The sequence below is a fragment of the Arthrobacter sp. P4_H3 genome (assembly GCF_056400885.1).
The window spans coordinates 97,511-122,640 of record NZ_JBFUKK010000005.1; the positions used below are offsets into that span (position 1 = coordinate 97,511).

The following is a 25,130-nucleotide window of genomic DNA, read 5'->3' on the forward strand; positions in this document are numbered from 1 at the left end:
GCGTGACAGAGACGATTCCGTCCATGGACCTGTTCTGGATCGTGGACTCACGGACGGGGGCACGCAAGCTGCTGGACGTGGAGGCCCTGGAGATCGTCAGGGTGGAAAAGATCATCCCGGCCGAGGCCGTACGGACGGAGAATGTCCGGACTGACACTGTGCGGGCTGAGACGGCCCGCGTTGAAGCCGCCCGGACTGAGCGGGCGGTCCGCGCGGAACTGGCCCCCGTTACGAGGGCGTCCCGACGGGAACCGCACGTCGTGTGGTTCTCCTCGGCCTGAGGCGTGCCGTGAGGCTGCGACAGGCCGAGGAGAAGGGCCACTGAGCGGCTCCGCACTGCGGGTGACCACCGGGCGGGTGACTCCCTAGTGCTTGAGCGCGGCGGGGTCGAGGTGGCTGATGCCGTCCGGCGTGATCTGCAGGACCCGCGCCGTGGCGATGTCATAGAAGAGACCCACCACGTGCACCCGTTCGGCCTGCAAGTCTTCCTGGAGGCCGGGGTGGCGCCCGAGCCTGTCCAGCTGGACTGCTACGTTCACCATCGCCAACTGGTCGACGGCACCGTATCCCGCATCGGCTGCCGCCGCTTGGACCGGATGCCCGTCGCGGAACGCGGCCAGGCTTGGCCGTGCGTGGTCGAGCCAGACGTCGATGGCGCCCCGCGTCCCTGCGGCTGTCCCGGGTGCCGCGCCGGAATCGGGCGCAGCACCACCATCGGAGGCAGCCGCGGCGCCGGCACTGTCCGGATCGGCCCACAGCGCCGTCATGGCACCGCAGCCGGAGTGCCCGCAGACCACGATCGACTCCACGGACAGCTCGCTGAGGGCAAATTCCAGGGCCGCCTCAATGGATGCGTCGCGGCCGGTGTCGCCCACCACGTTGCCCACGTTCCGGACGGTGAAGAGGTCGCCGGGGCCGCTGCTGGTGATCAGGTTCGGCACCACGCGGGAATCCGAGCAGGCAACGAACAGGGTGCCCGGGTCCTGGAAGGATGACAGCTCCTGCACGTGCGGACGCACCAGGTGGGCGTTCCGCCGGTGGTAGTTATCCACCCCGGTGAGCACCGAGCGCAGCGGCGCGGGTACTTCGGGGCCAGCGGCCGTGTGTCCCGGCAGGAGGCGACGCTGCCAGCTTCGCCACGGGGCGAATCCGCTCCGAAGGGCAGAACGGGAGCTGCCGCGGCTCGGCGGACCGGCCTGGGCGTCGTGCAGCGTGGCTGTGCCGCTTTCCTCGATGACCACCGTGCCGCCGTTGCCCACATGCCTGTTGCGCCAGGATTCAATGGTGTCGTGGACGGGATGGTCGAGGAAATCCACCTCCAGTTCAACCGTGACGTGCGCGCCGGCCGGGACCGAGGCCAGCACGGCGCTCAAGCGCGGGAGCGAGAGGAAGCTGCACGATCCGTCAATGACCACGCGCCAGCGGTTCCCGCCGTCGGTCCCGACGTGCTCCGCATGGATGCTGGCCCGCGCCACACGCCAGACAACCAGGGCTATGGCAAGGACCAGACCGGTCAGGACCCCGGCGAGCAGGTTGACGAACACCACGCAGAACAGCGTCACACCGTAGACGGTCAGGTCTCCCGTGCGCCGGGCTGTCCGGATATCCGCTGTCCGGACCAGTCGGGAGCCGATGACAATCAGCAACCCGGCCAGTACTGCCTGGGGAATGAGCTGGATCAGACCGGCCAGCAGCAGCGAGAACACCAGCACCCAGACGCCGTGGAGAATGGCCGATTTCCGGGTGCGGGCGCCTGACTCGACGTTGGTGGCGCTCCGGACGATGACGCCGGTGATGGGCAGTCCTCCCAACATCCCGGAGGTCATGTTGGCTGCGCCCTGGCCCACGAGCTCGCGGTTGAAATTGGTCCGCTGGCCGTGGTGCATCTTGTCCACGGCGACGGCGGACAGCAGGGACTCCACGCTGGCAATCAGCGCGACAGTCACCACGCCAATGACAACCGCAGTCCAGTTCCCGTCAGGGAGCTCCGGAAACGACAGGGCGCCGAGCAGGGAACCGTCGAAGCTGATCCGGTCCACGTTGAAGGGCAGGGAGAGAGTGGTGGCGGCGATGACTGCAACGAGGGGCGCGGGAACCTTGCGGACAGCGGCGGGGAGGTGCTTCCATCCCACCAGCAGCGCAATGACAAGGGCGCCCAGGACGGCTGCGGCGATATCCGCGGCGAAAATGCTGCCCGGCATGGTCATGATGTTCTCCCAGGCCTCACTGGCAGACTCGGCGCCGAGCATCACGTGCAGCTGCTGCAGCACGATGGTGATGCCGATGCCGGCGAGCATGGCATGAACCACAACCGGTGCGATGGCCAGCGCCACGCGGCCTACCCTTGCCAGGCCAAGCAGCGCCTGGAGCACGCCGGCCGCTGCGGTGATGGCGCAGGTGGCCGGCCAGCCGAACTGTTCGATCAGGCCGGCAACGATGACCGTCAGGCCGGCGGCTGGCCCGCTGACCTGCAGCGGTGAACCGCCAAGGCTGCCGGCGACGATCCCGCCCACGGCAGCCGCAATCAGGCCGGCCATGACCGGCGCGCCGGAAGCGGCAGCAATACCAAGCGAAAGCGGGACCGCCACCAGGAACACCACCAGTGATGCCGGCAGGTCCCAACGGAGTCCCGCAGTCAGGAACGTCCGGAAGCTCTTGGGGCCGGGCGGTGCAGGCATGCCTTGCCGGACACTCGCAGGCTCCTGTTCGGCAGGCTTCTGGTCAGTCGGTGCAGGCGGGTCCGTCTTGGCGGGTGCTGATGGCATTGCTGTCCTTCGCTGGTACGTCGCGGTCCCGTGCCACGCTATTGACGCCCCGGTTCAGCCCGCAAGGGAACTGATGGTGAGATAAAACACGCGAAAAACCAGCTCCAGGCAACGTAACGGAGGCTCAACAAACCGGCTGCAAGGGAACGCGGTGCCATCAATTTCCCCATGGCCGGGAGCCGTGCGCGGCCCCACCGAATCAGACTCGGGTTTCAAGTCAAATCCAATCGATGGGGCATCGAATCGGCGTCCAAGGCGGAAAACTTTCTGTGGATTCCTCCCGGAAGCACCTACCGGTCTATACCAGTGACTCCGTATTGCGGCAGGAGTTTGACCCTGTGCGATGCTGTGCGGGTGCTGGGAAGCGAGCGCTCACAGCTGCAGCGTCAGCGGCCGGGCGATGCCGTTCACGACGGCGGTCGGCCAGCGCGGATCCACCGTGAGAGCGGTGATGCCGGACTCCGTCAGCTGCACTGTGTCCTCGATCTTCACCCCCGGCCCCGAAGGGTTCCAGGTGAACGTCTGGTTGCGGACCACAGTGTCGTCGGTGGCGGGCGTGGCCCGGGGATCGCGGCCTGCATAGCCGGCCGGGCCGCCCTGGTGGTGGAGGGTCCACTGGCCTGCGCCGAAGCCGTGCCGGGAGTACGCTTCCTGGATTTCCGCGAAGATGCCGTCCAGCCGGGCACCGGGAACCGTGGCGTCAAAGATGTCCGCCTCCACGGCGGCAATCCGGGCTTCGGCGTCGCGTTCCGCCGGCGTCCCGGCGTCGAACCGCACCCAGCGGGTCACGTTGGCCACCAGCCCGTTGCGGCGCGCACACACCACGGCCATGGCCCGCCGTCCGAGCGGGGCGTGGGTCGGCAGCGGATGCCGGAACTCGCTGCGGCCGGCGCCGTTGCAGAGAAGGACCAACGGCTCGGCTCCCATCGCCACGATCCGTGCGGCCAGGGCCGAGGCCACACCGAACTCCGTAGTCTCCGGCGTGGCCCCGGCCAGGACGTCGGTCATCGCAGCAGCCGCCTCGGCGCAGAGCCTGGCGTACCGGGCACTTTCGCCCGGCAGGAATTCCTGGCGGGCAGCCCTCAGCTCGGCGGCGACATCGGCTTCTGCCAGCGGGTTCCCGCCGGGGGCGAGCATTGCTGCGGCGGCATGCAGCTGTCCGTGCCAGGGCAGAGTATGGAGGGCGACGCCGTCGGGCAGCTCCTCCGCGGCGATCCGGGCTGCCTCGTTGTTGAACGTGACCAGCTGGTCGCCGTCGCGGTCAACCAGCATGGCCGCGATGGGGTCGCCGGCGAGGCTGATGTGGACCCGGCTCCCGTCCAGGTACCAGGTCAGTGCCGTGTTGGTGGTGAGCAGGAGCGAATCCGCGCCCGCGGCATCCAGGATGTCCAGGACGCGCCGGCGTTTCACGGCGCGGTCGGCCGGGTTGCCCGGTGCGGCTCCTTCCGCTGCTGCGGCGTTGGTGCCGCCCGGATCCTGCTGTGTCTGCTGGGTAGCGGTATTCATGTGGTTTCCCCCAATGTAGTGATGAGCTGTTCGATATCGCCGGTGGACAGGAGGCCGTCGGCCACCAGGACCGTGACGGTTCGATGAAGCGGGCTGGCGTGGCTGGCCGTTGCTGCCTGCTCCCACGCCAGGGACAGCCCGACGCCGGGATACGCGGCCGCGCGGACGAACCAGGGATCGCGGGGCTGCCCTGCGCCGGCGCCGGGCAGGCAGGCACGGGGCAGGAAGACCAAAGTTGCCGGGCCGCCGTCGGACTCTCCGCTCCTGAAGGTTCCGGACCAGGCCAGCCAGGGCGCTGCCGGGGAGGGGGCCGTGCCGTGCACGGCGTCCTCCCCGTCCGCTGACGCGGTCCACACCGCAGCCCCGCCGACGGCGGGCAGGCGCCAGAAGAAGCCGCCGTAGCCGCCCTGCGGCCGGCCGTTCGAGCCCGGGCTGCCGAGTTTGACCGGGCCCGGGCCGGAGGGGGTGAGTTCGAAGTCGAGGGTGAGCCGCCATGTGGAGGCATCGACGGCGGCCCAGCTCCAGGTCCGCCGTTCATTGAGGAGGGGAGACCCGTCCGGTGCCAGCCAGCCCAGGGTTTCGGTCCGCGAACTGCCCTCGTGTTCCACAGCGAGCGTGACGATCCGGCCGTGGTCCTTCCGCCAGACGTAGGCGCCGGCGTCGCGGGTGTACGTGCGTCCGCCCCAGAAATTGACGCCGTCCACGTCCTGGATGGCCACCCCCGCGCCGAGGTGCCACACATGGTCCTCGGGCAGGTGGTCCGTCACCACAGTGCCGGCCAGGGTGCTGACCGGATGGAGGTACGGCCGCGGCGATGACGTTGGTGCTATCCGGCTGCTGTCTGCCGGCCGCGCCACCACTGTCCCGTTCACCGTGAACGGAGCTTGGGCGCCGGCAGCCGACGTACCGCCAGCTGCTGCCCCGGCCCCGGGCAGGTCCTGGGGCAGTCCACGGGGCAGCTCACGGGTCAGGTCACATGCCCAGGACACGCCGAGCTCCGCGAACGTGGCCTGCGCCGCCGCGGCCCGGCGCACCAGCTGGCGGATGCCGGCGACCACGGGATGGGCGTCGTCGCCCCCGCCTTCCCAGGTCACGTGCCCGGCGCCGATCGCGCGCGGCGGCTCGGCCGTCCGGATGGCTTCCAGCACCCTCATGAAGGCCCCGTTGCCGGCCAGCGGACTCAGCAGTCCGTGTTCCGGACCGGGGGACCGGCGGGCAGCGAGCAGGTTTTCGAGCAGGTCGGTGCGGCCGAACACCTCGGTGCGCCCGCCGTCGGGCGTGGTGACCGCCAGCCGGTCCTCGGTGTAGAAGAACTCAGCCCGCCCGAGCGTGCCGTGGACCGTGACCGACGGCGCGGTCTGTTCGTCGGCGCAGAGCGTCAGGGCGCACAGCAGCACGGTGCCGCCGGCAGTCCGCACGCGGATCACCGACGTGTCGTCGCTTTCGGTCGCGTTGGCCCGGTACAGGTCCGTTTCAACGGACACGACGTCGGCGGCCAGCGCCGCACCGGCGATCCGCAGCCCGGTGGCCACGGCATGCGCCAGTGCATTGGTGGCGACACCGTCCACGACGTCGGTCCCGTCCAGGCTGCGTTTGCCCGCCCAGCGCGAGCGTTTGAAGTATCCCTTGGTGCGCACCCAGGTGCCGATGGCGCTGACACCGCGGACCTCGCCGATTTCACCGGACGCCACGAGCCGGTCCAGGGCGGGCAGGGCATGGGAGCCGAGGCTTTGGAAGCCCACCTGGATCAGCCGCCCTGCCTGCCGGGCGGCGGCGAGCACGGTGTCGAACTGGGCCAGCGACGCCATGGGCGGTTTCTCAACATAGACGTCAGCCCCGGCGGCGAGCGCAGCCAGCGCCAGCGGCGCGTGCGTCTGGATGGGGGTGGCCAGGATGACGACGTCCGGCGCCGGCCCGGCGGCCAGGAGCTCCTCCAGGGACGGGAACGTTGCCACGCCGTCAGGGAGGGTGCCCTCCGCCGGCGGCCGGGGGTCCGCCACTGAGACGAGCTCCACGAGGTTGAGCGCGGCGAGCCGGGCGAGGTTGTCCAGATGGCGGGCCCCGTAGCCGTGGGCGCCCACGAGCGCGACCCGCGGTGGAAGGGCGGAATCCGGGGCCCCGGTTGATGGCCCCGGCCGCTGGCTGGTCGCGGCGGTGCTGAAGATGTCGGCTGTCATGAGTGTCCGTTCTGGCGGGCGAAGACCCGGTGAGCTGGGGAAAGGGATTCGAGGAGGAAGCCCGCCGCTTCCTCCTGCATGTCCGTGGTGAAGGCGTGCCCGCCCGGCCAGAAGCTGCCGGTGTAGCGGCCGGACGCATGCTGCGCGCCCAACAGGGCATCGGCGTCGCGCATTCCGTTCGCAGGGAACAGCTCGTCGGCGGACGCGTACTGCACCAGGAAACGGTCCGCCGTGGAGCGCGCCGCGAGCTCGGGATAGTCGCCCAGCCGCGATAGGCCGGGGGTCTGGAGGAGCCAGGAGTGGGCATCCAGGTACGACGGGACCAGCGCGCGGTACGTGGTCATCATGCACGTGATCACGAAACTGCGGACGAGCGGGCAGAGAGCGGCGAGCATCAGCGACCGGCCGCCTCCTCCGGAGAAACCGATGCTGCCCAGCCGGCCGGCGTCCACGCCCGGAAGTCCCGCAAGGACGTGGAGGGCCGCGAGGTCGTCGTGCGCCACCATTCCGGCGAAGCTCGTGCCCAGGAGGCCGGCTGCTTTCGCAACGGTGTCCTCGTGCGCCGCCGCGGCGGCGTCGTAGAGGTCCGCTTCGGAAGGTACGACGCCGGCCTCCCGCCAGAGTGCCTTGCGGCCCTCGACGACGGCGGCTGTCCGCCACGGGGGCGTGTCCAGGTCGAAGCGGCGGCTGCCCCAGGAGAAGGCGTCGTGGGCCAGGACCGCGAAGCCCCGGGATGCCAGCCAGGTGGCAAAGGGGCGGCCGCCGTAGAGCTTCTGCTGGAGCGCCGACGTTTGCAGGCCGCGATTGACGGAGCACGGACCCACGAGGTTCGGATCCACGAGGCGGTCCGCGCCGCCGGACTTGATGCCGGCATGGCAGTGGAGGGCCAGGACTCCCGGCAACGGGCCGGACGCGCCGGCCGGGCGCAGGAACCAGGCACGGGTACGGGGACCGAAACCCAACTGCCAGCTGACCCGTGAAGTAGTGACGCCGTCGTGCGTCTCCTCCGACTCGAAGGCAACTGACTCCAGTACAACTGGCCCTGGCACAGGCGCCTCAATCGCAGCGCCGGAGTTCGCCGGAGCGGACGGGACGCCGAGGGCGTCTGCCAGCTCCTGCCCCGCGGGAGTCTCCGCGATGTGGCGCGGGTGTGAGCGCAGGTAGGAAGGCCAGTCCTCGTAACCGCCAATGGCGCTGGGCCGCGGTGCAGTATCCTTGGTGCCCGGATTCATCGGCGCGTCCTGCCGGGTGAAAACATCGTTGTCCTGCCTCTCGCAGCTGCTCTGATCCGGAAGTGGCCGAATTTCAGAAAACGCTTTCTCAAAAATTAGCAAAAGGCTGTACAGCGGTCAAGAAAGCGTTTACTTTGGTACAAAGCCGCTGTTGGCCCGGTCACTCCGGAAGCCAGGCAGGCGGGGGGTGCCGGAACTGTTTGGCACGGCCCGGGACGGCTAGAGCACGTCACACCAGCACGCCGTGGAAGGCCACGATGACCAAAGGAGACCACATGGCCGCACAGCATTACCCGGGGACGCCGGCAGGCGCCCGTCAGCCGAGGGGGACGCAATGAGCGCCATCAGCGAACTGTCCTCCATAGGCCGGCGCAAAGGTCCGGCCACTCCCGAGGAGAAACGCGCTAACCGCCGCGACAACAAGGCGGCCTACATCTTCCTGTTGCCATGGTTGATCGGTCTCGTGGCCATCACCGTTGGCCCCATGATCATGTCCCTCTACCTGTCCTTCACGGACTACAACCTGCTGCAGCCGCCGGAATGGGTGGGGCTGGATAACTTCACCCGCATGCTGGGCGATGCACGGCTGCACAATTCACTCCGGGTGACCTTCACGTACGTGCTGGTCGGGGTTCCGATGCAGCTGGCCGTCGCGCTGCTGATTGCGCTGGTGCTGGACAAAGGCCTCCGCGGCCTGCCGTTCTACCGGTCCATCTTCTACTTGCCGTCCCTGCTCGGCGGTTCGGTGGCCGTCGCCATCCTCTGGAAGCAGATCTTCGGAACCTCCGGCCTGGTGAACCAGGTGCTGGCCATGTTCGGGGTCACCGGACCGGGCTGGATCTCGGACCCGTCCACCTCGCTCGGCTCCATCATCCTGCTCCACGTCTGGACGTTCGGCAGCCCCATGATCATCTTCCTTGCGGGCCTGCGCCAGATTCCCAACATGTATTACGAGGCTGCCGAGGTTGACGGAGCCACTACCCTGCAGAAGTTCTGGCGGATCACCCTGCCGATGCTGAGCCCGATCATCTTCTTCAACCTCGTCCTGCAGATCATCGGCTCCTTCCAGTCCTTCACCCAGGCGTTCATCGTCTCGGGAGGCAACGGCGGACCGTCCGACTCCACGATGTTCTTCACGCTTTACCTCTACCAGAAGGGATTCGGCCAGTTCGACATGGGGTACGCCTCGGCGATGGCCTGGTTCCTGTTGGTGATCATCGGCGCTTTCACGGCCATCAACTTCATCGCTTCAAAGTATTGGGTGTTCTACGATGACTGAACTAAAGACCTTGCCGGCTCCGGAGAAACTGCCGTCCTCCGAAGGGAAAACGAGGGGCAAGAGCCCCAGGGGCGGCAGCAGGAAACGCGAATCCCGGGGATCACTGGCCTTCAGCCGCGGCGCGCGGATCAAGGCGTTGGCCAAGCATGCCGTGCTGATCATTGCCGGCGGCGTCATGATCTACCCGCTGCTGTGGATGGTGGTTTCATCGCTGCGGCCCAACGACCTGATCTTCCGCGAACCCGGGCTCTGGCTGAACAGCCTGGAGATGGGCAACTATGTCGACGGCTGGTCCGCGTTGACCCACCCCTTCGGGCACTACATGCTCAACTCCGCGGTGGTGGTGATCGGCTCCATCCTGGGCAACCTGATCTCCTGCTCCATGGCCGCCTACGCCTTCGCCCGGCTGCAGTTCAGCGGCAAGAAGCTGTTCTTCGGCATCATGCTGCTGACCATCATGCTGCCGTTCCACGTGATCATCGTGCCGCAGTACATCCTGTTCTCGCAGATCGGCTGGGTGAACACCTTCTGGCCGCTGATTGTGCCCAAGCTCCTGGCAACGGACGCGTTCTTCGTGTTCCTCATGGTGCAGTTCATCCGCGGCATTCCGAAGGAACTGGATGAAGCCGCCCGGATCGACGGCGCCGGCCACCCGCGCATCTTCCTGCAGGTCATCCTGCCGCTGATGGTCCCGGCCCTGGCCACCACCACCATCTTCACGTTCATCTGGACCTGGAACGACTTCTTCGGAGCCCTGATCTACCTGACGGATCCCGAGATGTTCACCGTCCCGGTGGCGCTGCGGGCGTTTGTGGACTCGCAGTCCGCGACAAGCTGGGGCTCGCTCTTCGCGATGTCCATCGTGTCCCTGCTGCCCGTGTTCCTCGTGTTCCTTTTCGGCCAGCGCTTCCTCATCAAGGGAATCGCCACCACGGGCATCAAATAGGCAGCGCTGCTCCGCGGCGGGCGGGCCGGGCTACACAGTTCCGGGTCGGGTGCCTGACCGTTCGGCAGTAGTTCCTAGTAGTTCCTGGCAGTTCCTGGGGCGGACGGGTGTTTGGTGCCCCTCCGCCCCAGCCCCTTGGGCCAGGTGCCCAAATTGGCAGGTGAAACGTCTTGTATTACAAGTGCCTTGCTTGTATTCTCAGGTATGAGAAAGCGTTTTCTCGCCTGCTTTCAAGTCATTCAGTTTTCGAACCCCATCAGCTTTCAAGATCAAAGAAGATCGGAGAACCCAGTGCCGCTATTTTCCCGCCCTGCCTCAGCCGCCAGTCGTGGCGCAGCAGGGGAAAAGTCCGCCCAGTCCCGGCGGGGGCTGCGCCGAACCGGCGCGGTCGCCGCAGCTGCCGCCGTCGTCCTGGCCCTCAGTGCCTGCGGTGGGGGAGCCGCTCCGCAGAGTGCCGACGGCAAAGTTGAACTCCGCTTCTCCTGGTGGGGAGGCGACAAGCGCGCACAGCTGACACAGGCCGCGATTGCTGCCTTCGAAGCCGAGAATCCTAACATCAAGATCAAGCCCGAGTTCGGTGACTGGAGCGGCTACTGGGACAAGCTGGCCACCCAGGTTGCGGCCAACGACGCCCCGGACATCATCCAGATGGACGAAAAGTACATCACGGAGTACTCCAGCCGCGGCGCCCTGCTGGATCTTTCCAAGTACGACATCGACACGTCCAAGTTTGATGAAGCCGCCCTCAATGCCGGCAAGAACGAGGACGGTCTGACCGGCATTGCCGCCGGAATCAACGCGGCCACCATCCTGGCCAACCCGGCCGTCTTCAAGGCTGCAGGCGTGGAGATGCCTGATGACAGCACGTGGACGTGGGAGGACTTCGAACGCATCGCCGCCGAGGTCACGGCGAAGTCGCCGAAGGGTACGTACGGCGCCGCCGCCTATGGCACCGACGAAGCCTCGCTCGGTGTTTGGCTTCGGCAGAACGGCAAGTCGCTGTACACCAGTGACGGGAAGCTCGGCTTCGAGCCGAACGACATCGCCGAGTGGTGGGGATTCCTGAAGGAGCTCAGCCAGAAGAAGGCCGTGCCTACTGCCTCCGAGGTGGTTGAGGCCGAGGCTGCACCGCTGGATCAGAGCGGCCTGGCCACGGGCAAGAACGGGCTCGCCTTCTGGTGGTCCAACCAGTTGCCGGCCCTGGAGAAGGCTGCCGGCGGCGAGCTGCAGATCCTGCGGTTCCCGTCCAAGACCGGTAGCTCGGCCGACGCCAATCTTTGGTACAAGGCTTCCCAGTTCTGGTCCGCGTCTTCCCGCACCAAGCATCCTGAAGAAACCGCCAAGTTCATCGACTTCCTAGCCAACAACACCAAGGCCGGCGAAGCGCTCCTGGCCGATCGCGGTGTGTACCCCAACTCCGATGTCCGGGCAGCAATCGAGCCCAAACTGACCCCCGCCGACATCAAGGTGGTCAAGTTCATCGACCAGATCAAGGGCGAACTCGGCGAGGCTCCGGCCCCGCCGCCGAAGGGCGCTGGTGCCATCCAGGAGATCATCAAGCGCTACACCTCGGAGGTGCTCTTCGACCGGCTGTCCACCGAGGAAGCCGGCAAGAAAGCCGTTGATGAAATGAAGTCGGCCATCAGCTAGCTAATCATGTAGGAGCTGGACGGCCCGGCCACTCCGCCGGCGCTGGCTCCAGAAGGTGCCCTCATCGGATCCCAAGCAATCCGATGAGGGCGCCTCTGCGTCGGAGCACACCTTGTGCGCACTCCCCTGCGCACTGAAAATTACGTGCCGCCGCTGGTTTCATGAGGCGTTGTTCAGCATCGGAAGTAGTTGTTCTGTTGTGGCCGTTGGCGTGGGTCGATGTGGGGTGGCGGGATGAACCAGGGGATGCCGGTTTTGACCTGGATGTGCCACTGTTCCTTGTGGATCAAATGGTGGTGATGGCTGCAGAGCAGGGTTCCGTTGTCTGTGCCGGTGGGTCCGCCGTGTGACCAATAGGTGATGTGGTGGGCTTCGCACCAGGGGGCGGGGATGGTGCAGCCGGGGAAGGCGCAGCCTTGGTCGCGGGCGGTGATGGCTTTGCGGATGTGGGGCGGGAAGATCCGGGTGGTGCGGCCGATGTCCAGGATGCGTCCTTCGCTGCCGAGGAGGACGGGGATGATGTCGGCGTCGCAGGCGATTTTCCGGACCGTGGACGCCGGGACCGGGCCGGTGAACGTGAACGAGCCGGTGCCGGTGCCGGTGCCGGGCAACCTGGCGGTGCTTCCGGGGCTGAGGGCGGTCTCGCTGCCGTGGTCCGTGTCCCAGGGTCCGGCCGGCCCAGCAGTGCCGGCGCCAGTGCCAGCGGCCGTGCCCGTGGCCGCGGTCCGGGTGCGGTGGCGGGGTCCCTGGGCGGCGGTGTGTTCGAGCCGGTCCAGGAGGTCGCGGTAGTCGATGGTAACCATGACCTGCGGGCGGAGTCCTCCCGTGGCCGGGAGGGTTCCGGTGGTGAGGGCTGTTTTGCAGGCACTGACGAGGCCGTCCAGGAGCCGCTGCTGCCGGGTCCGCCGGTCCAGGTCGGCATCAGGTGCGCCGCTGGTCCCGTCGCCGCTGTCCCCGGCTCCGTCACCAGTGCTGTCTGCGCTGTCCCCGGGGCCGACGTCCGCGCTGTTGCCCCCAGTACTATCCGCCCCGGTCCGGGGGTTGGTGGCGGTGTTCATGACGGTCAGGAGGGGTTCGCATTGGTCCGGGGTGGCGAAGATTTCGATGTGCTGCAGGCCGCGGCGGGCCTGCCGGAGGAACACACCCTGGCGGCGGCGCAGTTCTTCCTCGGACGGTTCGGACCCGTCCTGGTCGATCGCGTCGGTCCAGCGGCGGGCGACCCGGGTCAGGGCGTGTTCCATCCGGGCCGTGGTCTCCCCGGTCGCGTGGTGCCGGACCCGGTCCAAAGCCATCGTGGTGATGGTCGCGGGCCGGGACGCGACGGTCCCGGCGGCGACGGCGGCGGCGAGTTCGGGCCGCTCCGGAGGCTCGGTGTGGCCTGTGAAGCCCGTTCGGGGCAGGAGCGCGGATGCGAGACTGAGCCGTCGCCGGGCTTCGGCGGCGCTGATCCGGAGCCTGGCGCGGAGGAACTCGGTGGCATTCCTGGACCCGTCATCAGCCGGGTCAGATTCGGCTGGACGTGGAGCTTGGGAGGCGACAGCAGTTTCGGCGCCCCAGCCCGTCACCCAGCCGACGGCCGCTGACCGCGCGGCTACTGCGGCCTGGCGCCGGGTTCGCTCCACTGCGCCGGCCGCGACGATCTGCAAGTACTCAGCGGCCTTGGAGATTTCCTCGACCTGGTCGGCGAAGTCAGCGGCCTCGCGGAAGCTCAGCAGCGCCGCGTCGTCAACCGCCGTCGAGCCCAAGGTCTTGAGCAGCTCAAGGCACCGCGACAGATCACCTGACCCGCCGCCGTCGGACGCTACGCCGGCCGGATGCTGGGGCCCAGCGGGCACGTTGCGCAGGCCGCGGCCCCGCACCGCCGGAGGGGTTTGAACACCAAGAAGCCGAACAGCAGAAGCATCAGCGGGCAGCTTGGCCCAGCGCAGCGTCCCTCCTGCTGCAAGATCCCCCATGGCTTCCATGGGATAAGTCTGCCAAAGGGGGCAGACATTTTTACGGCCAACGTCATGAGATCGGTCGGGGCGGCCAGGCGTCCGGTCCTGGCCGACCCGTCGTCCTAGTCCTCCGCGATCACCGCCACGCCGCCGGCCGGAACCGTACCTGCGAACCGCCCGCCGGACAGCAGTTCTTCCCCTGCCACGCGGACCGTGGCATCGGCGCGCGAGTGGTTGATGGCGAACACGAAGCTCCTGCCGTCGGCGTCGCGGCGGCGCGTCAATTCGACCCCCTGGTCAGCTTCGGTCACTCCGGCAACCCCGGACTCGGCGAGCAGGCGGTCCACCAGTGCTTCGATCCCGTCCCGGTCCGGGAAGGTGGCCAGGTACCAGGCAGAACCCGTTCCCACGGGGCGACGGGTCAGGGCGGGAACGCCGTCGAGTGGATATTCAGTGAACGTCGTGAGGACCTCGGCCGGCCCGTCCGTGGAGGCGCCCGTGGAAGCGTCCGCCGAAGCATCTGCCACGTGCACGTGCTCGCTCCACACCGAGCCCACCCAGCCGTCGCCGGGGCCGTCGCCGGGCCTATCGCCGGGCCTGTCGCCCGCCCCGTCGCCGGGGCCGTTGCTGAGCTTGACCGTCGACCCAGCCAGCAGCGGATGGAATTCCTCCACGGTGACGCCCAGCAGGCCACGGAACGCGCCAGGGTAACCGCCCAGCCGGATGTGGTCCCGTTCGTCGACGATCCCGCTGAAGTAGCTGACCAGGACGGTGGCCCCGGCCCGCGCAGCCGACGCGATGTTGGCAGCGGCGGCATCCGTGACGTTGTAAAGGGTGCACACGAGCACCAGGTCGTAGCCTTCCAGAGACGCGGTAGGGTGCACAAAATCCGCCGCGATCCCGCGCAGGAACAGCGACCGGTGGAAAGCCCGCATCAGGTCCAGGTATTTGACGTCCTGGCTCGGATGGGAATCGATTTCGCTGGCCCACCAGGCCTCGTAGTCGAACACGATGGCCGCCCGGGACTCAACCCGCGACCCGCGCACGGGCGCCAGCCGCTTCAGGGCGGCACCCAGCTCCACCACCTCGCGCCAGACACGGGTGTCGCGCCCGCCGTGGGGGACCATGGCGGAATGGAATTTCTCCGAGCCGGCGAAGCTCTGCCGCCACTGGAAGAACATCACGGCGTCGGCACCGCGGGCCACGTGCGCCAGGGAATTGCGCAGCATTTCGCCCGGCATTTTGGGCTGGTTGCGAGGCTGCCAATTGACGGCCGACGTCGAGTGTTCCATTAGGATCCACGGGTCGCCGCCCGCAACGCCGCGCGTGAGGTCCGCGCTGAACGCGAGCTCGATCTGACGCTCCGGATCGGCGGCCACCAGATAGTGGTCGTTGGCGATCACGTCCAGGTCCTTGGCCCAGTCGAAATAGTCCATGGACTTCGTGGCGCTCGAAACCATGAGGTTGGTGGTGGCGGGCACCCCCGGAGCCACCTCCCGCAGCACCTCGAGCAAGGCACGGTAGTAGTCCATCAGGGCCCAGGAATTGAAACGCCGGAAGTCCAGCTGCTGGCCCGGATTCAGCGTGGAAGGCGCCACGCGCGGCGGCAGTAGTTCCTCGAAGGAGGCGTAGTGCTGGGACCAGAAGGCCGTTCCCCATGCCGCGTTCAGGGCTTCGATGCTCCCGTAGCGCCGTTCGAGCCAAGCGCGGAAGGCAGCCGCGTCCTCGTCGCCGTAGAACTCCGAAACGTGGCAGCCGAGTTCGTTGTCCACGTGCCACAACGCCAGTGCCGGGTGGTCCTTGTAACGCTCTGCCAGGACCCGGGTGATGCCGGTGGCGTACCGCCGGTAAACGGCCGACGACGGCGTGTAGTGCCGCCGTGAGCCCGGCCCCAGCACGGTTCCGTCAGCCGTAACCGGAAGGATTTCGGGGTGTTTGCGCACGAGCCAGGCCGGGGGAGCGGCGGTGGCGGTCGCGAGGGCCACCTTGATGCCTGCGGCCGCCAGGTTGTCCAGGACATCGTCCAGCCAGCCGAAGTCATATTCACCTTCGGACGGCTCGAGCAGCCCCCAGGAGAAGATGCCCACGCTGAGGAAGGTCACCCCGGCTTCCTTCATCAGTTCCAAGTCCTCCATTCGGACACTGACCGGCCACTGTTCGGGGTTGTAGTCGCCTCCGTAGGCGATGCCCTCGAGGCTGGTCCACACCGCGGGCGCAGGTGGTTTTTCCTGGGGTGACATGGGACTCCTTCGTCGTTGCTGATGCATGGTGCCGGCAAGAAAGCAGATGTTTGGAAAACGCTTGCCCAAATGTGGGAATGACGATATTGTATCGTTTCAGAAAGCGTGTGTAAGCCAAGTCACTAACTCTCGTTGTAGAGAATCACAAAGAATCGCGCTTACACAACCGAGCAAGGAGGCTCTAATGATCAACAGAAGGAATTTCCTCACCACCGTGGCACTGGGCACCGCATCTGCCGCCGTGCTGGCGGCGTGTGGTTCCCCGGCCCCCGCGCAGACGGGTTCGGCGGAGAACCCCGTCACCATCAACTACACCTGGTGGGGCAACGACGACCGCGCGGAGCGCACCCGCAAGGCCATCGCCCTGTTCGAATCGAAGAACCCGGACATTAAGGTCAACGGCAACTTCACCGACTTCGCCGGCTACTGGCAGAAGCGCGCCACCGAAGCTGCCGGCGGCGGACTTCCCGACGTGATGCAGTGGGACCTGTCCTACCTGCGTGACTACGGCCAGCGGAACCAGCTCCTGGACCTCGGTACGGTCAAGATCAACACGGACGCCTTCGATAAGTCCCTCCTGCCTTCCGGCCAGATCCGCGGCAAGACCTACGGCATCCCCACCAGCACCAACGCCTTCGCCGTCTACTACGACCCGGCCAAACTCGCCTCACTCGGAGTCGCGGAACCGGACGGCACCTGGACCTACAAGGAATACAACGCCTTCCTGGCCGAGGTCGGGGCAAAGAGCAACGGCGCTCTCTTCGGCGGCACGGACTACACCGGCATCTGGTGGATGTTCAACATCTGGCTGCGCCAGAACAACATCGAAGCCTTCACCGAGGACGGCAAGCTCGGCTTCACCAAGGACGACCTGAAGAAATGGTGGAACCAGACCGCGGCCCTCCGCGGCACTCCTGCCCTCGTTTCGGAAGAGCGCGTCACCCAGCTCGCCCCGAAGTCGCCGTTCGGCTCAAACGTCTCAGCCACCGAATCCACCTGGGACAACTTCATGGCCGCCTACCTTGGGGACAGCGGTGCCAAGGAGCTCAAGCTCGTTCCGGTTCCCTCCGATGACAAGGACAACCTGGGCCTGTTCCTGAAGCCCTCCATGCTGATGGTTGCCAGCGCCAAGACCAAGTTCAAGGACGCCGCCGCCCGGTTCATCGACTTCATGGTCAACGACCCCGAGGTGGGCCAGATCTTCAAGACCTCCCGCGGCGTTCCGGCGTCGAAGACCCAGCGCGACGGCACCACCTTCGAGGGCACCGACAAGCTGGTAGTCGATTACGAGAAGTCCATCGAAAAGTATCTCAAGGACGCCCCCGAGCCGCCCATCGTCGGTTTCGGCACGCTGGAAGCCTCCTTCAAGCGCATCAGCTCGGACCTGAACTTCGGCAAACTCACCGTGGACGGCGCGGCGGATGCGTGGTTCAAGGAAGCCGAAGACCTCATCAAGCAGAACGCCTGAGCAGCGTATTGTCTGCCCGACGTTCACAACTGACGGATTGAACTCGTGACTCAAAGCCCAACCCTGAGCAGGCGTTCGACGCCTTCCGTTCCGTCGCAGCCGCGCAAGTCGCGGCAGCGGGGGGCGGACGCCCGCGCCGGCTACACCTTCCTGCTGCCCTGGCTGCTGGGATTCATCGCCCTGACAGTGGGCCCGATGATTTCCTCGCTCTACCTGTCCTTCACCAACTACAACCTCTTCGATCCGCCCAAGTGGATCGGGCTGGACAACTACTCCACCCTGTTCCAGGACGAGCGGTTCCTGGGGTCGGTCGGCGTGACCCTGTCCTACGTGGTCTTTGGTACCCCGCTCAAGCTCGCCGCCGCCCTGGCCGTGGCCATGCTGCTGAACAGTGCGCGCAAGGGCCAGGGCTTCTACCGGTCAGCGTTCTATGCCCCGTCCCTGATCGGCGCGTCCGTTTCCATCGCAATTGTCTGGAAGGCCATGTTCGGCGATTCCGGTCCGGTGGACCAGGGCCTGTCCTTCTTCGGCATCAACCTCGGCGGCTGGGTGGGCAACCCGTCCATGACCATGCCGATGATGATCCTGCTGACCGTCTGGCAGTTCGGCGCCCCGATGGTGATCTTCCTGGCCGGCCTGAAACAGATCCCGGCCGATCTCTACGAAGCCGCGTCCATGGACGGTGCCGGCCCGGTGCGGAAGTTCTTCAACATCACCTGGCCCATGCTCTCCCCGGTGATCTTCTTCAACCTGCTGATGGAAACCATCCACGCGTTCCAGATCTTCGCCTCGGCCTACATCATCTCCAACGGTGAAGGCGGCCCGGCCGGCTCCACCCTCTTCTACACCCTCTACCTGTACCTGCGCGGCTTCTCCGACTTCCGGATGGGCTACGCCTCGGCCATGGCCTGGCTCCTGGTGATTGTCGTCGGCATCATCACTCTGATCTTCTTCAAAACCTCCAAGTCCTGGGTCCACTACAGCGGGGACGCAAAATGACAACCATGGAAACCCCCACCAAACCGGCAGCACAGGCGCCGGCACCCGTGTACAACCCGAAGTCCGAGTCCGCGGGGGCCAAACGCATCAAGAGCGCCATCTTCCACGTCGTGGCGCTTGCCCTGACCGGCGTGGTCCTCTACCCCGCATTGTGGATGGTCGCGTCGTCCTTCAAGCCGAACTCCGAAATCGGCGGAGCCAACACTTCCCTGTGGTCCAGCAATTTCAGCTTCGATAACTTCGTCACCGCCATGGACGGGATCGGCGGGGTGTCCACCCTGCAGTTCTTCACCAACTCCCTGATCCTGGCCATCGGCGCCGTGGTGGGCACCATCCTCTCGGCCAGCGTCTCGGCGTACGCCTTCGCGCGGATCAAGTTCCCGGGCCGCAGCGTGCTCTTCGGGATGATGATCGCCACCCTGCTCCTGCCGTTCCATGTGGTGATCATTCCGCAGTACATCGTCTTCCAGCAGCTGGGCCTCGTGGACACCTACATCCCGCTGCTGATCGGCAAGTTCCTGGCCGCGGACGCGTTCTTCGTGTTCCTGATGGTCCAGTTCATGCGCAACCTCCCGGCCGAACTGGACGAGGCGGCCCGCATCGACGGCGCCGGCCACGTCCGGATCTTCACCTCGATCATGCTGCCCCTGATGAAACCCGCCCTGATCTCCACCTCGATCTTCTCCTTCATCTGGAGCTGGAACGACTTCCTGGGCCCGCTGCTCTACCTGAACACCCCGGAGAAGTACCCGCTCCCGCTGGCCCTGCGCCTCTTCGTGGACCAGACCCAAAGCTCGGACTATGGAGCCATGATCGCCATGTCCGTCCTGGCACTGCTCCCGGTGCTGATCTTCTTCCTCGTCTTCCAGCGCTACATCGTTGAAGGCGTCTCCACCCAAGGCCTCAAGGGCTAATAGAAAATGAGCATCATGGACCGCGCCACACCCGCGTCAGGCCGCGACGACCGGATCCCGGTCAACCGCTTCGCGCTGTTTTCCGAGACCCTGCTGGCAGGATTGCTGGTGCTGGTGCTGTCCCTTCCGCTGGTCACCATCCCCGCCGCCTACGCCGCGGGCATCGCCCACCTCGAGCGCCACCTCTCCGGCCGGGACGATTCCATGCGTGCCCTCTGGGGCACGTTCCGCTCAGCGCTGCCGGGCAGCTGGAAGCTGGGAATCACGACGGCGGCAGCCGCCGTCGTGATTGCCCTGAACCTCCTGCTCACCATGGTCGGGCAGTTGCCCGGGCAGGGGGTGGTCCTGTCCGCCACCCTGATCCTTGGGGCTGCCGGAGCGATCCTGCTGCTGCGCACCGCGGCGGCATGGTCCGACGTTACGGGCAGCGCGGCTCCACGCGGCGCCTGGACCGCAGCCCTTGAGGCCGCCAAGGCTATTTCGCTCCGCGACTGGACCGGTTCCCTCCTGCTGGCCGCCGCCCTCTTCGCGGGAGTGGTGTTCGTCTGGATGCTGGCAGCCCTGTTCGTTGTAGTTCCCGGAACCCTGATCCTGGCCTCGGCGGCCGTCAAGATGCGCTCGGCGCGCGCGTAGCATCACCAGCGCCCACACACCGTCCCCGCAGGTCCACTTCACTACCGAGTTGAGCCAGACGTGTATTCCGAGCGCCCCCAGTCCGCAGAGTCCCTCCAAGCCGCCACTGACCGTCCGCCGCGCTGGTACCACCCGCTGGCCCAGCGCAACTACCGACTCTTCGTCGCCATCCAGCTCGCCGGGAGCACCGGAATCTGGATGCAACGGCTCGCCCAGGACTGGCTGGTCCTGCAGCTGACGGGTAGCCCCGCGGCAGTGGGTGTGGCCGTGGCCCTCCAGTTCCTGCCCATGCTGGTGGTGGGCCCGCTGAGCGGCATCCTCGTGGACCTTTACCCGAAGCGCCGCATCCTCCTGGTCTGCCAGGCGATCACGGCCTTGCTCGCCTTGACCCTTGCGGTCCTGGATGCCGGTGGCGGGATCACCGTCTGGGCGGTCTACGCCTGCTGCGTTGCCCTCGGCATCACGTCCGCGGTGGACGGGCCGGCACGCCAGGTGTTCGTCAACGAGGTGGTGGGGGACGCCGCCCTGCGCCCCGCGATCGGACTGAACAGCGCCATCGGCCAGCTTGGCGCGATGCTGGGTCCCGCGCTCGGTGGCCTGCTGATCGCCAAGACCGGTTCCGCCGCCGCCTTCGCTGCGAACGCCCTGGTGTGCTTGGTTGTGCTGGGCCTGATCGCCGCCATCCGGACGTCCCAGCTCTACCCCAGTGCGCCGCCCCTTCGTGGCCGCGGGCAGGTCCTCGCCGGCTTCCGCTACGTCCGCCACCGGCCCTCCCTGCTCCTGGTCATGCTGCTCGCCGGGCTCCTGGGCGCCTTCGGCATGAACGGGCCCGTGGTCCTTGCCGCCTTCGCCGCGGACGTATGGCACAGCGGCGCCGCCGGGTTCGGTATGTTCAACACCTTCAGCGCCCTGGGCGCGCTGGCCGGAGCCCTGCTGGCGGCGCGGCTGCGGACCCTGGGGCGCAAGGGGATCGTGGCGAGCGCCGGGCTGTTCGGGCTGACCCAGCTGATCGCTGCGCTGATGCCTACACAGGAGCTGTTCGTGGCCATGCTGGTGCTGGTGGGCGTGATGACGCTGCTCTTCCTGACCAGCGCTGCCACCACCGTCCAACTGGAGGCCGGCGCGGAAGTCCGCGGCCGCGTGTTGGCGCTCTACCTGCCGCTCCTGCTGGGCGGGCACGCGCTGGGCGGGCTGCTGGCCGGCTGGCTCACGGAGGAGTTCGGCGTCCGCACTGGCCTGGTGGTGACGGGGGCGCTGGGCATGCTGTCCGCTGCGGTCATCGGCCTGCTGTTTTGGCTGAACGCCCGACGGCGGACCGCGGCTTCCTGAGGGAGCATGCCAGGGAGTTGGCACTGACGCCGCGATCTGACGAAAAGGGCCGCTAAACGCCGGGCATAGCGGCCAAAGATGGCAAATGGGCAAACGCCGGCCCTGGCAGTCCCGGGCTGCGGCTGGTAGTCCCGGGCAGGACCCAAGGGGCCCTTGACTGTGATGTGACGCACACCTAGGGTTGATGAGAAAGCGTTTTCTCGCTTCAAATAAACCAAGCCGTCAAGAGGACATCGAATGATTTTGCGCGCCCTGAAATCCCGAACTCCCAAGATCGCAGCCGTGGCAGCCGCCCTCGCCCTGACCCTTTCGGGCTGCGGTGGTGGTGCCCAGCCGGATGCCGGCGGACCGGTGACGCTGCGCTTCACCTGGTGGGGTTCGGACGTCAGGCACAAGATGACGCAGGAACTGATCGACGCCTTTGAAGCTAAGAACCCCAATATCAAGATCGAAGGCGAATACGGGGACTGGTCGGGCTACTGGGACAAACTCGCGACCCAGGTGGCTTCGCAGCAGGCCCCGGATGTCATCCAGATGGACCTCCAGTACCTGGGGGAGTATTCCAAGCGCGGTGCGCTGCTGGACCTGAAGGACGTGGACCTGTCCAAATTCGACAAAGCCGCGGCCGACGCCGGCAAGACTCCGGACGGGCAGTTTGCGGTGACGGCAGGAATGAATGCGCTGGTGGTGCTGGCCAACCCCTCGCTGGTCTCCGCCAGCGGCGTGACCCTGCCGGACGACAAGTCCTGGACCTGGAAGGACTACGAGCAGACGGCCGCGGACATCACAGCCAACGGCAAGGCGGGCACCTACGGTTCCGGGCCTGTGACCGGTGACGCCTCCTTCAACCTGTGGCTGCGCCAGCACGGCAAGTCACTGTTCACCTCGGACGGAAAGCTCGGATTCGACGAAGCGGACGCCAAGGGCTTCTTCGAGTTCCAGGCCGACCTCCGTGACGCGAAGTCCGTCCCGCCGGCTTCCATCCTCACAGAAGAGGCCAGCGCGCCGCTGGACCAGACGGGCATGGCCACCAACAAGTTTGCCCTGGGATGGATGTGGTCCAACCAGCTGGGTGCCCTGACCAAGGCCTCCGGACAGCCACTGGAAATCAAGCGCCCGCCGAGCACCGACGGTAACGCAAAGTCGGCCCAGCAGTACTACAAGGCATCCCAGTTCTGGTCGGCAAGTTCCAGGACCAAGCACCCCAAGGAAGCCCAGCAGTTCATCGATTTCCTGGCCAACAGCGTCGAAGCGGGAGAGATTGCGTTGGCGGACCGCGGCATTCCCGGCAACTCGGAGGTCCGCGCCGCCATCACGCCCAAGCTCAGCGCGGTGGATGCAGCAACAGCATCCTTCATTGACGATATTGCGGACGAAGTGGGCGACTCGCCGGCAGTGCCCCCGGCAGGTTCAAGCCCGGCCGGGGAGATCCTCACTCGGTTCTCCAGCGACGTGCATTTCGGCCGCCTCAGCCCGGAGGAAGCCGCGAAGAAAGCCGTCGAGGAGCTCAAGAGCGGGTTGAGCTAGCCGTCCGGAAGTGGGCCGGGCAGATGTCCAAGGATTTCCCGGACCACCGAAGCGGACCAGGCGTGCCGTCACCGGTCCTCAGATACTGAGGCAGCTTCGCCTGGTCCGGAAGCCAGCCCGGCAACCAAGGCGGCAGCTTCCTCCGGGGACAGCGTGCCGTCCGCGATCCACACCGTGAAGGAGCGTGAGACGGCTTCCCCGGCGGCGAGGTCCACGGGCCTGTTCCAGGCGAGGGCCGAGCCCACCCCGGGGTAGCCGGTCAGCCGGACGAACCACGGGTCCGGCGCCTCGGCAGGGGCGGCGAACACCAGGCTCGCCCGGCCCTCCGGGAACTCCGCGGTCCACGCCAGCCAGGGCGAGACAGAGCCGTGGACGTCAGTTTCACCGTGCTCCGCGGCTGTAAAGACTTCAGCCGCGGAGCACGCGGGCAGCCGCCAGAAGAATCCGCCGTAGCCGCTGCCGGCGGCACCGTTGGAACCGGGGCCTCCCAGTGAGGCGTCGACGACGGCGGTCAGTTCCGTCGCCAGGTCCAGCCGCCAAGTTCGGGCGTCCACCTGAACCGACCGGATGATGCGGCGCTCGCGGAGGAGTTCGCTGCCATCCGGAGCCTGCCAGCTCAGTTCCTGCTGCACGGAATTACCGTCACGCGATCCCGGCACTGGAGCGGCGGAGAGCTGCACGATCCGGCCATGATCCGGGAGTTCTTCGTACCGTCCGGCTGTGCGGGTGTAGGTCTTGCCGCCCCAGAAATTGATGCCGTTGACGTCCTGCAGCGCCACGCCCGCACCGAGGTGCCAGGGGTGGTCCGACGGGAAATGGTCCGTGACCGTGACACCACCGAGCGTGCGCACCGGGTGCAGGTAGGGCCGGGGTGAGAGCCTTGCAGCGATGGCGGTGCCGTCCTGCAGGGTGGCCACCGTGGTGGCACCGCTTAGCGTGCCGGCCGCAGGGCCGCCGTCGTGCCGGCCGCCAGCCTGGACGGCGGGGTCCTGGACGGCGGGGTCCTGAACGGTGAGGGAAGGCTTCTCCGGGTTGTCGGCCGCGGACCGTGCCCACGGCAGGCCAAGCTCGCTGAAGGTGGCGTGTGCCGCCGTCGCGCGTTCCAGGGCGTCCTCGATGCCGGCGATCACGGCGTGGGCGGAATCGCCGTCGCCCGTCCAGTTGATGTACTGCGCAGGGATCAGCGCCGGAGCGTCGGCGGTGCGGATGGCTTCAAGCACCCTCATGAACGCGCCGCTGTCGGCGAGCGGGCTGATGAGCGGCACCGGGTCGGGTGGGCTGTCCGGCGAGTGGCGCTGGCGCAAGTGTTCCAGCAGGTTCTCCGTGAGGTCGTCCCGGCCGAAGACCTGGCTGCGCTCGCCGTCGGTGCCCCTGATGCTGAGGCGGTCTTCGGTGTAGTGGAACACCGCGGTTCCTTCGCTGCCCTGCAGTGTGATGTACGGTTCCACGGATTCGGTGGCGCACAACGTGAGCGCGCAGGTGATGGGCAGCCCCGATGTGGTTCGTACCCGGATCACGGAGGTGTCGTCCGATTCAATGTCGTTGGCCCGGTAGAGGTCCGTTTCCACCGATACGAGATCATCCAGGGTCCGCGCGCCGGCGATCCTCAAGGCCGTGGCGATGGCATGCGCCAGTGGATTGGTGGCCACGCCGTCCACGACGTCGACGCCGTTCAGGCTGCGCTTGCCCGCCCAGCGCGAACGTTTGTAATACGCGCGGTCCCGCACCCAGCGCCCGGTGGCGGAGATTCCCAGGAGCGTGCCGATCTCGCCCGCCGCGAGCAGGTCCTCAATGGCCTGCAGCGCGTGGGAGCCAAGGCTTTGGAAGCCGATCTGGACACGGCGTCCGGCTCCGGCGGCGGCCTCCTGCAGCCGGTTAAAGTCGGCCAGTGAAGCGACGGGAGGCTTCTCCAGGTACAGGTCGGCGCGGGGGAGGGCGGTCAGGGCCAGGGGCGCGTGCGTCTGGATGGGCGTGGCTACAATAACGAGGTCCAGCGCCGGGGTCGCCGCCAGGAGCTCGTCCAGGGTGCTGAAGACCGCAGTCTCGGGAGGAAGAGCTCCCGGCGCAGGAGGATTTGGATCCGCAACAGCCACGAGGGTGACGGCGCCGCTCGCCTGCAGCCGTTCAAGGTTGCGGAGGTGGTGCGTCCCGAAGCCGTGGACCCCGACGAGTGCCACCCTGGCCGCTGACACAGTGCGGAGTTTGTGTTCTTCCGGGACGGGCTCGGACAGGGTGCCCATGGCTCTCCTCTTCTGTCCCCGGGACGGGGTGTTGACGTCGGTGTCTGTTCAGGAAATCGCCGGGCCGTGGCCCTGGACGGCTGACATCAGCCTAGGCCGGGACGGCCAATACATAACCATGGTAAGCGCTTTCCAAAATGCTGATGACAACAGCATAACCCGGGCGGCCGCATTATGTAACGATTCAAATTGAACCTTGACCGCCACTCCAAAAGCGTCTACATTTTCGAGAAACCGCTTACTTAGGTGACGTGGACCACTGCGGCCCCCGTTTCTGCAACGACGGAG

At 66.9% G+C, this 25,130-nt stretch carries 17 protein-coding genes; 10 read left to right on the forward strand and 7 right to left on the reverse strand.

What is annotated here, in order from left to right; genetic code table 11:
- Positions 1-2: 2 nt before the first annotated feature.
- Entirely contained in the window at positions 3-281 is a 279-nt protein-coding gene (locus AC1DRE_RS08590) for a hypothetical protein (protein WP_476984231.1), read from the forward strand.
- 84 nt (positions 282-365) lie between these two features.
- Here the strand turns inward: AC1DRE_RS08590 and AC1DRE_RS08595 are convergent, their stop codons facing one another.
- From AC1DRE_RS08595 to AC1DRE_RS08610, 4 genes are all read right to left on the reverse strand, one after another.
- Positions 366-2,765: a solute carrier family 23 protein gene (locus tag AC1DRE_RS08595; protein ID WP_476984232.1), complete on the reverse strand. Its 2,400-nt coding sequence runs from the start codon at positions 2,763-2,765 to the stop codon at positions 366-368.
- A gap of 372 nt (positions 2,766-3,137) precedes the next feature.
- On the reverse strand, positions 3,138-4,271 hold the full coding sequence (locus AC1DRE_RS08600) for a M24 family metallopeptidase (protein ID WP_476984233.1): 1,134 nt from the start codon (positions 4,269-4,271) through the stop codon (positions 3,138-3,140).
- Positions 4,268-6,448 (reverse strand): DUF6807 family protein, encoded by a 2,181-nt coding sequence (locus tag AC1DRE_RS08605; RefSeq protein WP_476984234.1) that lies wholly within the window; start codon positions 6,446-6,448, stop codon positions 4,268-4,270. Before AC1DRE_RS08605 ends, AC1DRE_RS08600 begins: the two co-directional genes overlap by 4 nt.
- Positions 6,445-7,680, reverse strand: coding sequence for a dienelactone hydrolase family protein (locus tag AC1DRE_RS08610; RefSeq protein WP_476984235.1), 1,236 nt, complete (start codon positions 7,678-7,680; stop codon positions 6,445-6,447). Before AC1DRE_RS08610 ends, AC1DRE_RS08605 begins: the two co-directional genes overlap by 4 nt.
- Positions 7,681-8,014: 334 nt before the next feature.
- Here AC1DRE_RS08610 and AC1DRE_RS08615 point away from each other — a divergent pair, with 334 nt between their 5' ends.
- The 3 genes from AC1DRE_RS08615 (at position 8,015) to AC1DRE_RS08625 (ending at position 11,555) form a co-directional block, all read left to right on the forward strand.
- On the forward strand, positions 8,015-8,959 hold the full coding sequence (locus tag AC1DRE_RS08615; RefSeq protein WP_104173348.1) for a carbohydrate ABC transporter permease: 945 nt from the start codon (positions 8,015-8,017) through the stop codon (positions 8,957-8,959).
- A complete protein-coding gene (locus AC1DRE_RS08620; protein WP_476984236.1) occupies positions 8,952-9,905 on the forward strand; it encodes a carbohydrate ABC transporter permease in 954 nt (317 codons plus the stop codon). The genes AC1DRE_RS08615 and AC1DRE_RS08620 overlap by 8 nt, the downstream gene beginning before the upstream one ends.
- Before the next feature lie 291 nt (positions 9,906-10,196).
- Positions 10,197-11,555, forward strand: a complete 1,359-nt coding sequence (locus AC1DRE_RS08625; protein WP_476984237.1) for an ABC transporter substrate-binding protein — start codon at positions 10,197-10,199, stop codon at positions 11,553-11,555.
- Positions 11,556-11,728: 173 nt separating this feature from the next.
- On the opposite strand, the gene AC1DRE_RS08630 is transcribed toward AC1DRE_RS08625, so the two are convergent.
- Together AC1DRE_RS08630 and AC1DRE_RS08635 are read right to left on the reverse strand one after the other, a co-directional pair.
- Positions 11,729-13,519 (reverse strand): HNH endonuclease signature motif containing protein, encoded by a 1,791-nt coding sequence (locus tag AC1DRE_RS08630; RefSeq protein ID WP_476984238.1) that lies wholly within the window; start codon positions 13,517-13,519, stop codon positions 11,729-11,731.
- 95 nt (positions 13,520-13,614) lie between these two features.
- A complete protein-coding gene (locus AC1DRE_RS08635; protein WP_476984239.1) occupies positions 13,615-15,732 on the reverse strand; it encodes a beta-galactosidase in 2,118 nt (705 codons plus the stop codon).
- 184 nt (positions 15,733-15,916) lie between these two features.
- Between AC1DRE_RS08635 and AC1DRE_RS08640 the strand changes: the two genes are divergently transcribed.
- From AC1DRE_RS08640 to AC1DRE_RS08665, 6 genes are all read left to right on the forward strand, one after another.
- On the forward strand, positions 15,917-17,200 hold the full coding sequence (locus AC1DRE_RS08640) for an ABC transporter substrate-binding protein (protein WP_476984240.1): 1,284 nt from the start codon (positions 15,917-15,919) through the stop codon (positions 17,198-17,200).
- Between the two features lie 45 nt (positions 17,201-17,245).
- Positions 17,246-18,199, forward strand: a complete 954-nt coding sequence (locus tag AC1DRE_RS08645; protein WP_476984241.1) for a carbohydrate ABC transporter permease — start codon at positions 17,246-17,248, stop codon at positions 18,197-18,199.
- Complete coding sequence (locus tag AC1DRE_RS08650) at positions 18,196-19,113, forward strand: carbohydrate ABC transporter permease (RefSeq protein ID WP_476984242.1); 918 nt, start codon at positions 18,196-18,198, stop codon at positions 19,111-19,113. Before AC1DRE_RS08645 ends, AC1DRE_RS08650 begins: the two co-directional genes overlap by 4 nt.
- A 6-nt stretch (positions 19,114-19,119) precedes the next feature.
- The gene (locus tag AC1DRE_RS08655; protein ID WP_476984243.1) at positions 19,120-19,746 is read left to right on the forward strand and encodes a Poxvirus protein I5; all 627 of its coding nucleotides are present in this window, start codon (positions 19,120-19,122) and stop codon (positions 19,744-19,746) included.
- A 60-nt stretch (positions 19,747-19,806) separates the two neighbouring features.
- A complete protein-coding gene (locus tag AC1DRE_RS08660; protein ID WP_476984244.1) occupies positions 19,807-21,075 on the forward strand; it encodes an MFS transporter in 1,269 nt (422 codons plus the stop codon).
- Positions 21,076-21,312: 237 nt separating this feature from the next.
- A complete protein-coding gene (locus tag AC1DRE_RS08665) occupies positions 21,313-22,602 on the forward strand; it encodes an ABC transporter substrate-binding protein (protein ID WP_476984245.1) in 1,290 nt (429 codons plus the stop codon).
- Between the two features lie 68 nt (positions 22,603-22,670).
- Here AC1DRE_RS08665 and AC1DRE_RS08670 read toward each other — a convergent pair whose 3' ends face one another.
- On the reverse strand, positions 22,671-24,842 hold the full coding sequence (locus tag AC1DRE_RS08670) for a DUF6807 family protein (RefSeq protein ID WP_476984246.1): 2,172 nt from the start codon (positions 24,840-24,842) through the stop codon (positions 22,671-22,673).
- Positions 24,843-25,130: the final 288 nt, after the last annotated feature.

What these genes read in the sequence shown, in the direction of transcription:
- AC1DRE_RS08670 (WP_476984246.1), bottom strand. Translation starts at nt 24,842, where the DNA reads ATGGGCACCCTGTCCGAGCCCGTCCCGGAAGAACACAAACTCCGCACT.
- AC1DRE_RS08665 (WP_476984245.1), top strand. Translation starts at nt 21,313, where the DNA reads ATGATTTTGCGCGCCCTGAAATCCCGAACTCCCAAGATCGCAGCCGTG.
- AC1DRE_RS08650 (WP_476984242.1), top strand. Translation starts at nt 18,196, where the DNA reads ATGACAACCATGGAAACCCCCACCAAACCGGCAGCACAGGCGCCGGCA.
- AC1DRE_RS08605 (WP_476984234.1), bottom strand. Translation starts at nt 6,448, where the DNA reads ATGACAGCCGACATCTTCAGCACCGCCGCGACCAGCCAGCGGCCGGGG.
- AC1DRE_RS08640 (WP_476984240.1), top strand. Translation starts at nt 15,917, where the DNA reads ATGATCAACAGAAGGAATTTCCTCACCACCGTGGCACTGGGCACCGCA.
- AC1DRE_RS08620 (WP_476984236.1), top strand. Translation starts at nt 8,952, where the DNA reads ATGACTGAACTAAAGACCTTGCCGGCTCCGGAGAAACTGCCGTCCTCC.
- AC1DRE_RS08595 (WP_476984232.1), bottom strand. Translation starts at nt 2,765, where the DNA reads ATGCCATCAGCACCCGCCAAGACGGACCCGCCTGCACCGACTGACCAG.
- AC1DRE_RS08610 (WP_476984235.1), bottom strand. Translation starts at nt 7,680, where the DNA reads ATGAATCCGGGCACCAAGGATACTGCACCGCGGCCCAGCGCCATTGGC.
- AC1DRE_RS08635 (WP_476984239.1), bottom strand. Translation starts at nt 15,732, where the DNA reads ATGTCACCCCAGGAAAAACCACCTGCGCCCGCGGTGTGGACCAGCCTC.
- AC1DRE_RS08630 (WP_476984238.1), bottom strand. Translation starts at nt 13,519, where the DNA reads ATGGAAGCCATGGGGGATCTTGCAGCAGGAGGGACGCTGCGCTGGGCC.
- AC1DRE_RS08615 (WP_104173348.1), top strand. Translation starts at nt 8,015, where the DNA reads ATGAGCGCCATCAGCGAACTGTCCTCCATAGGCCGGCGCAAAGGTCCG.
- AC1DRE_RS08600 (WP_476984233.1), bottom strand. Translation starts at nt 4,271, where the DNA reads ATGAATACCGCTACCCAGCAGACACAGCAGGATCCGGGCGGCACCAAC.
- AC1DRE_RS08655 (WP_476984243.1), top strand. Translation starts at nt 19,120, where the DNA reads ATGAGCATCATGGACCGCGCCACACCCGCGTCAGGCCGCGACGACCGG.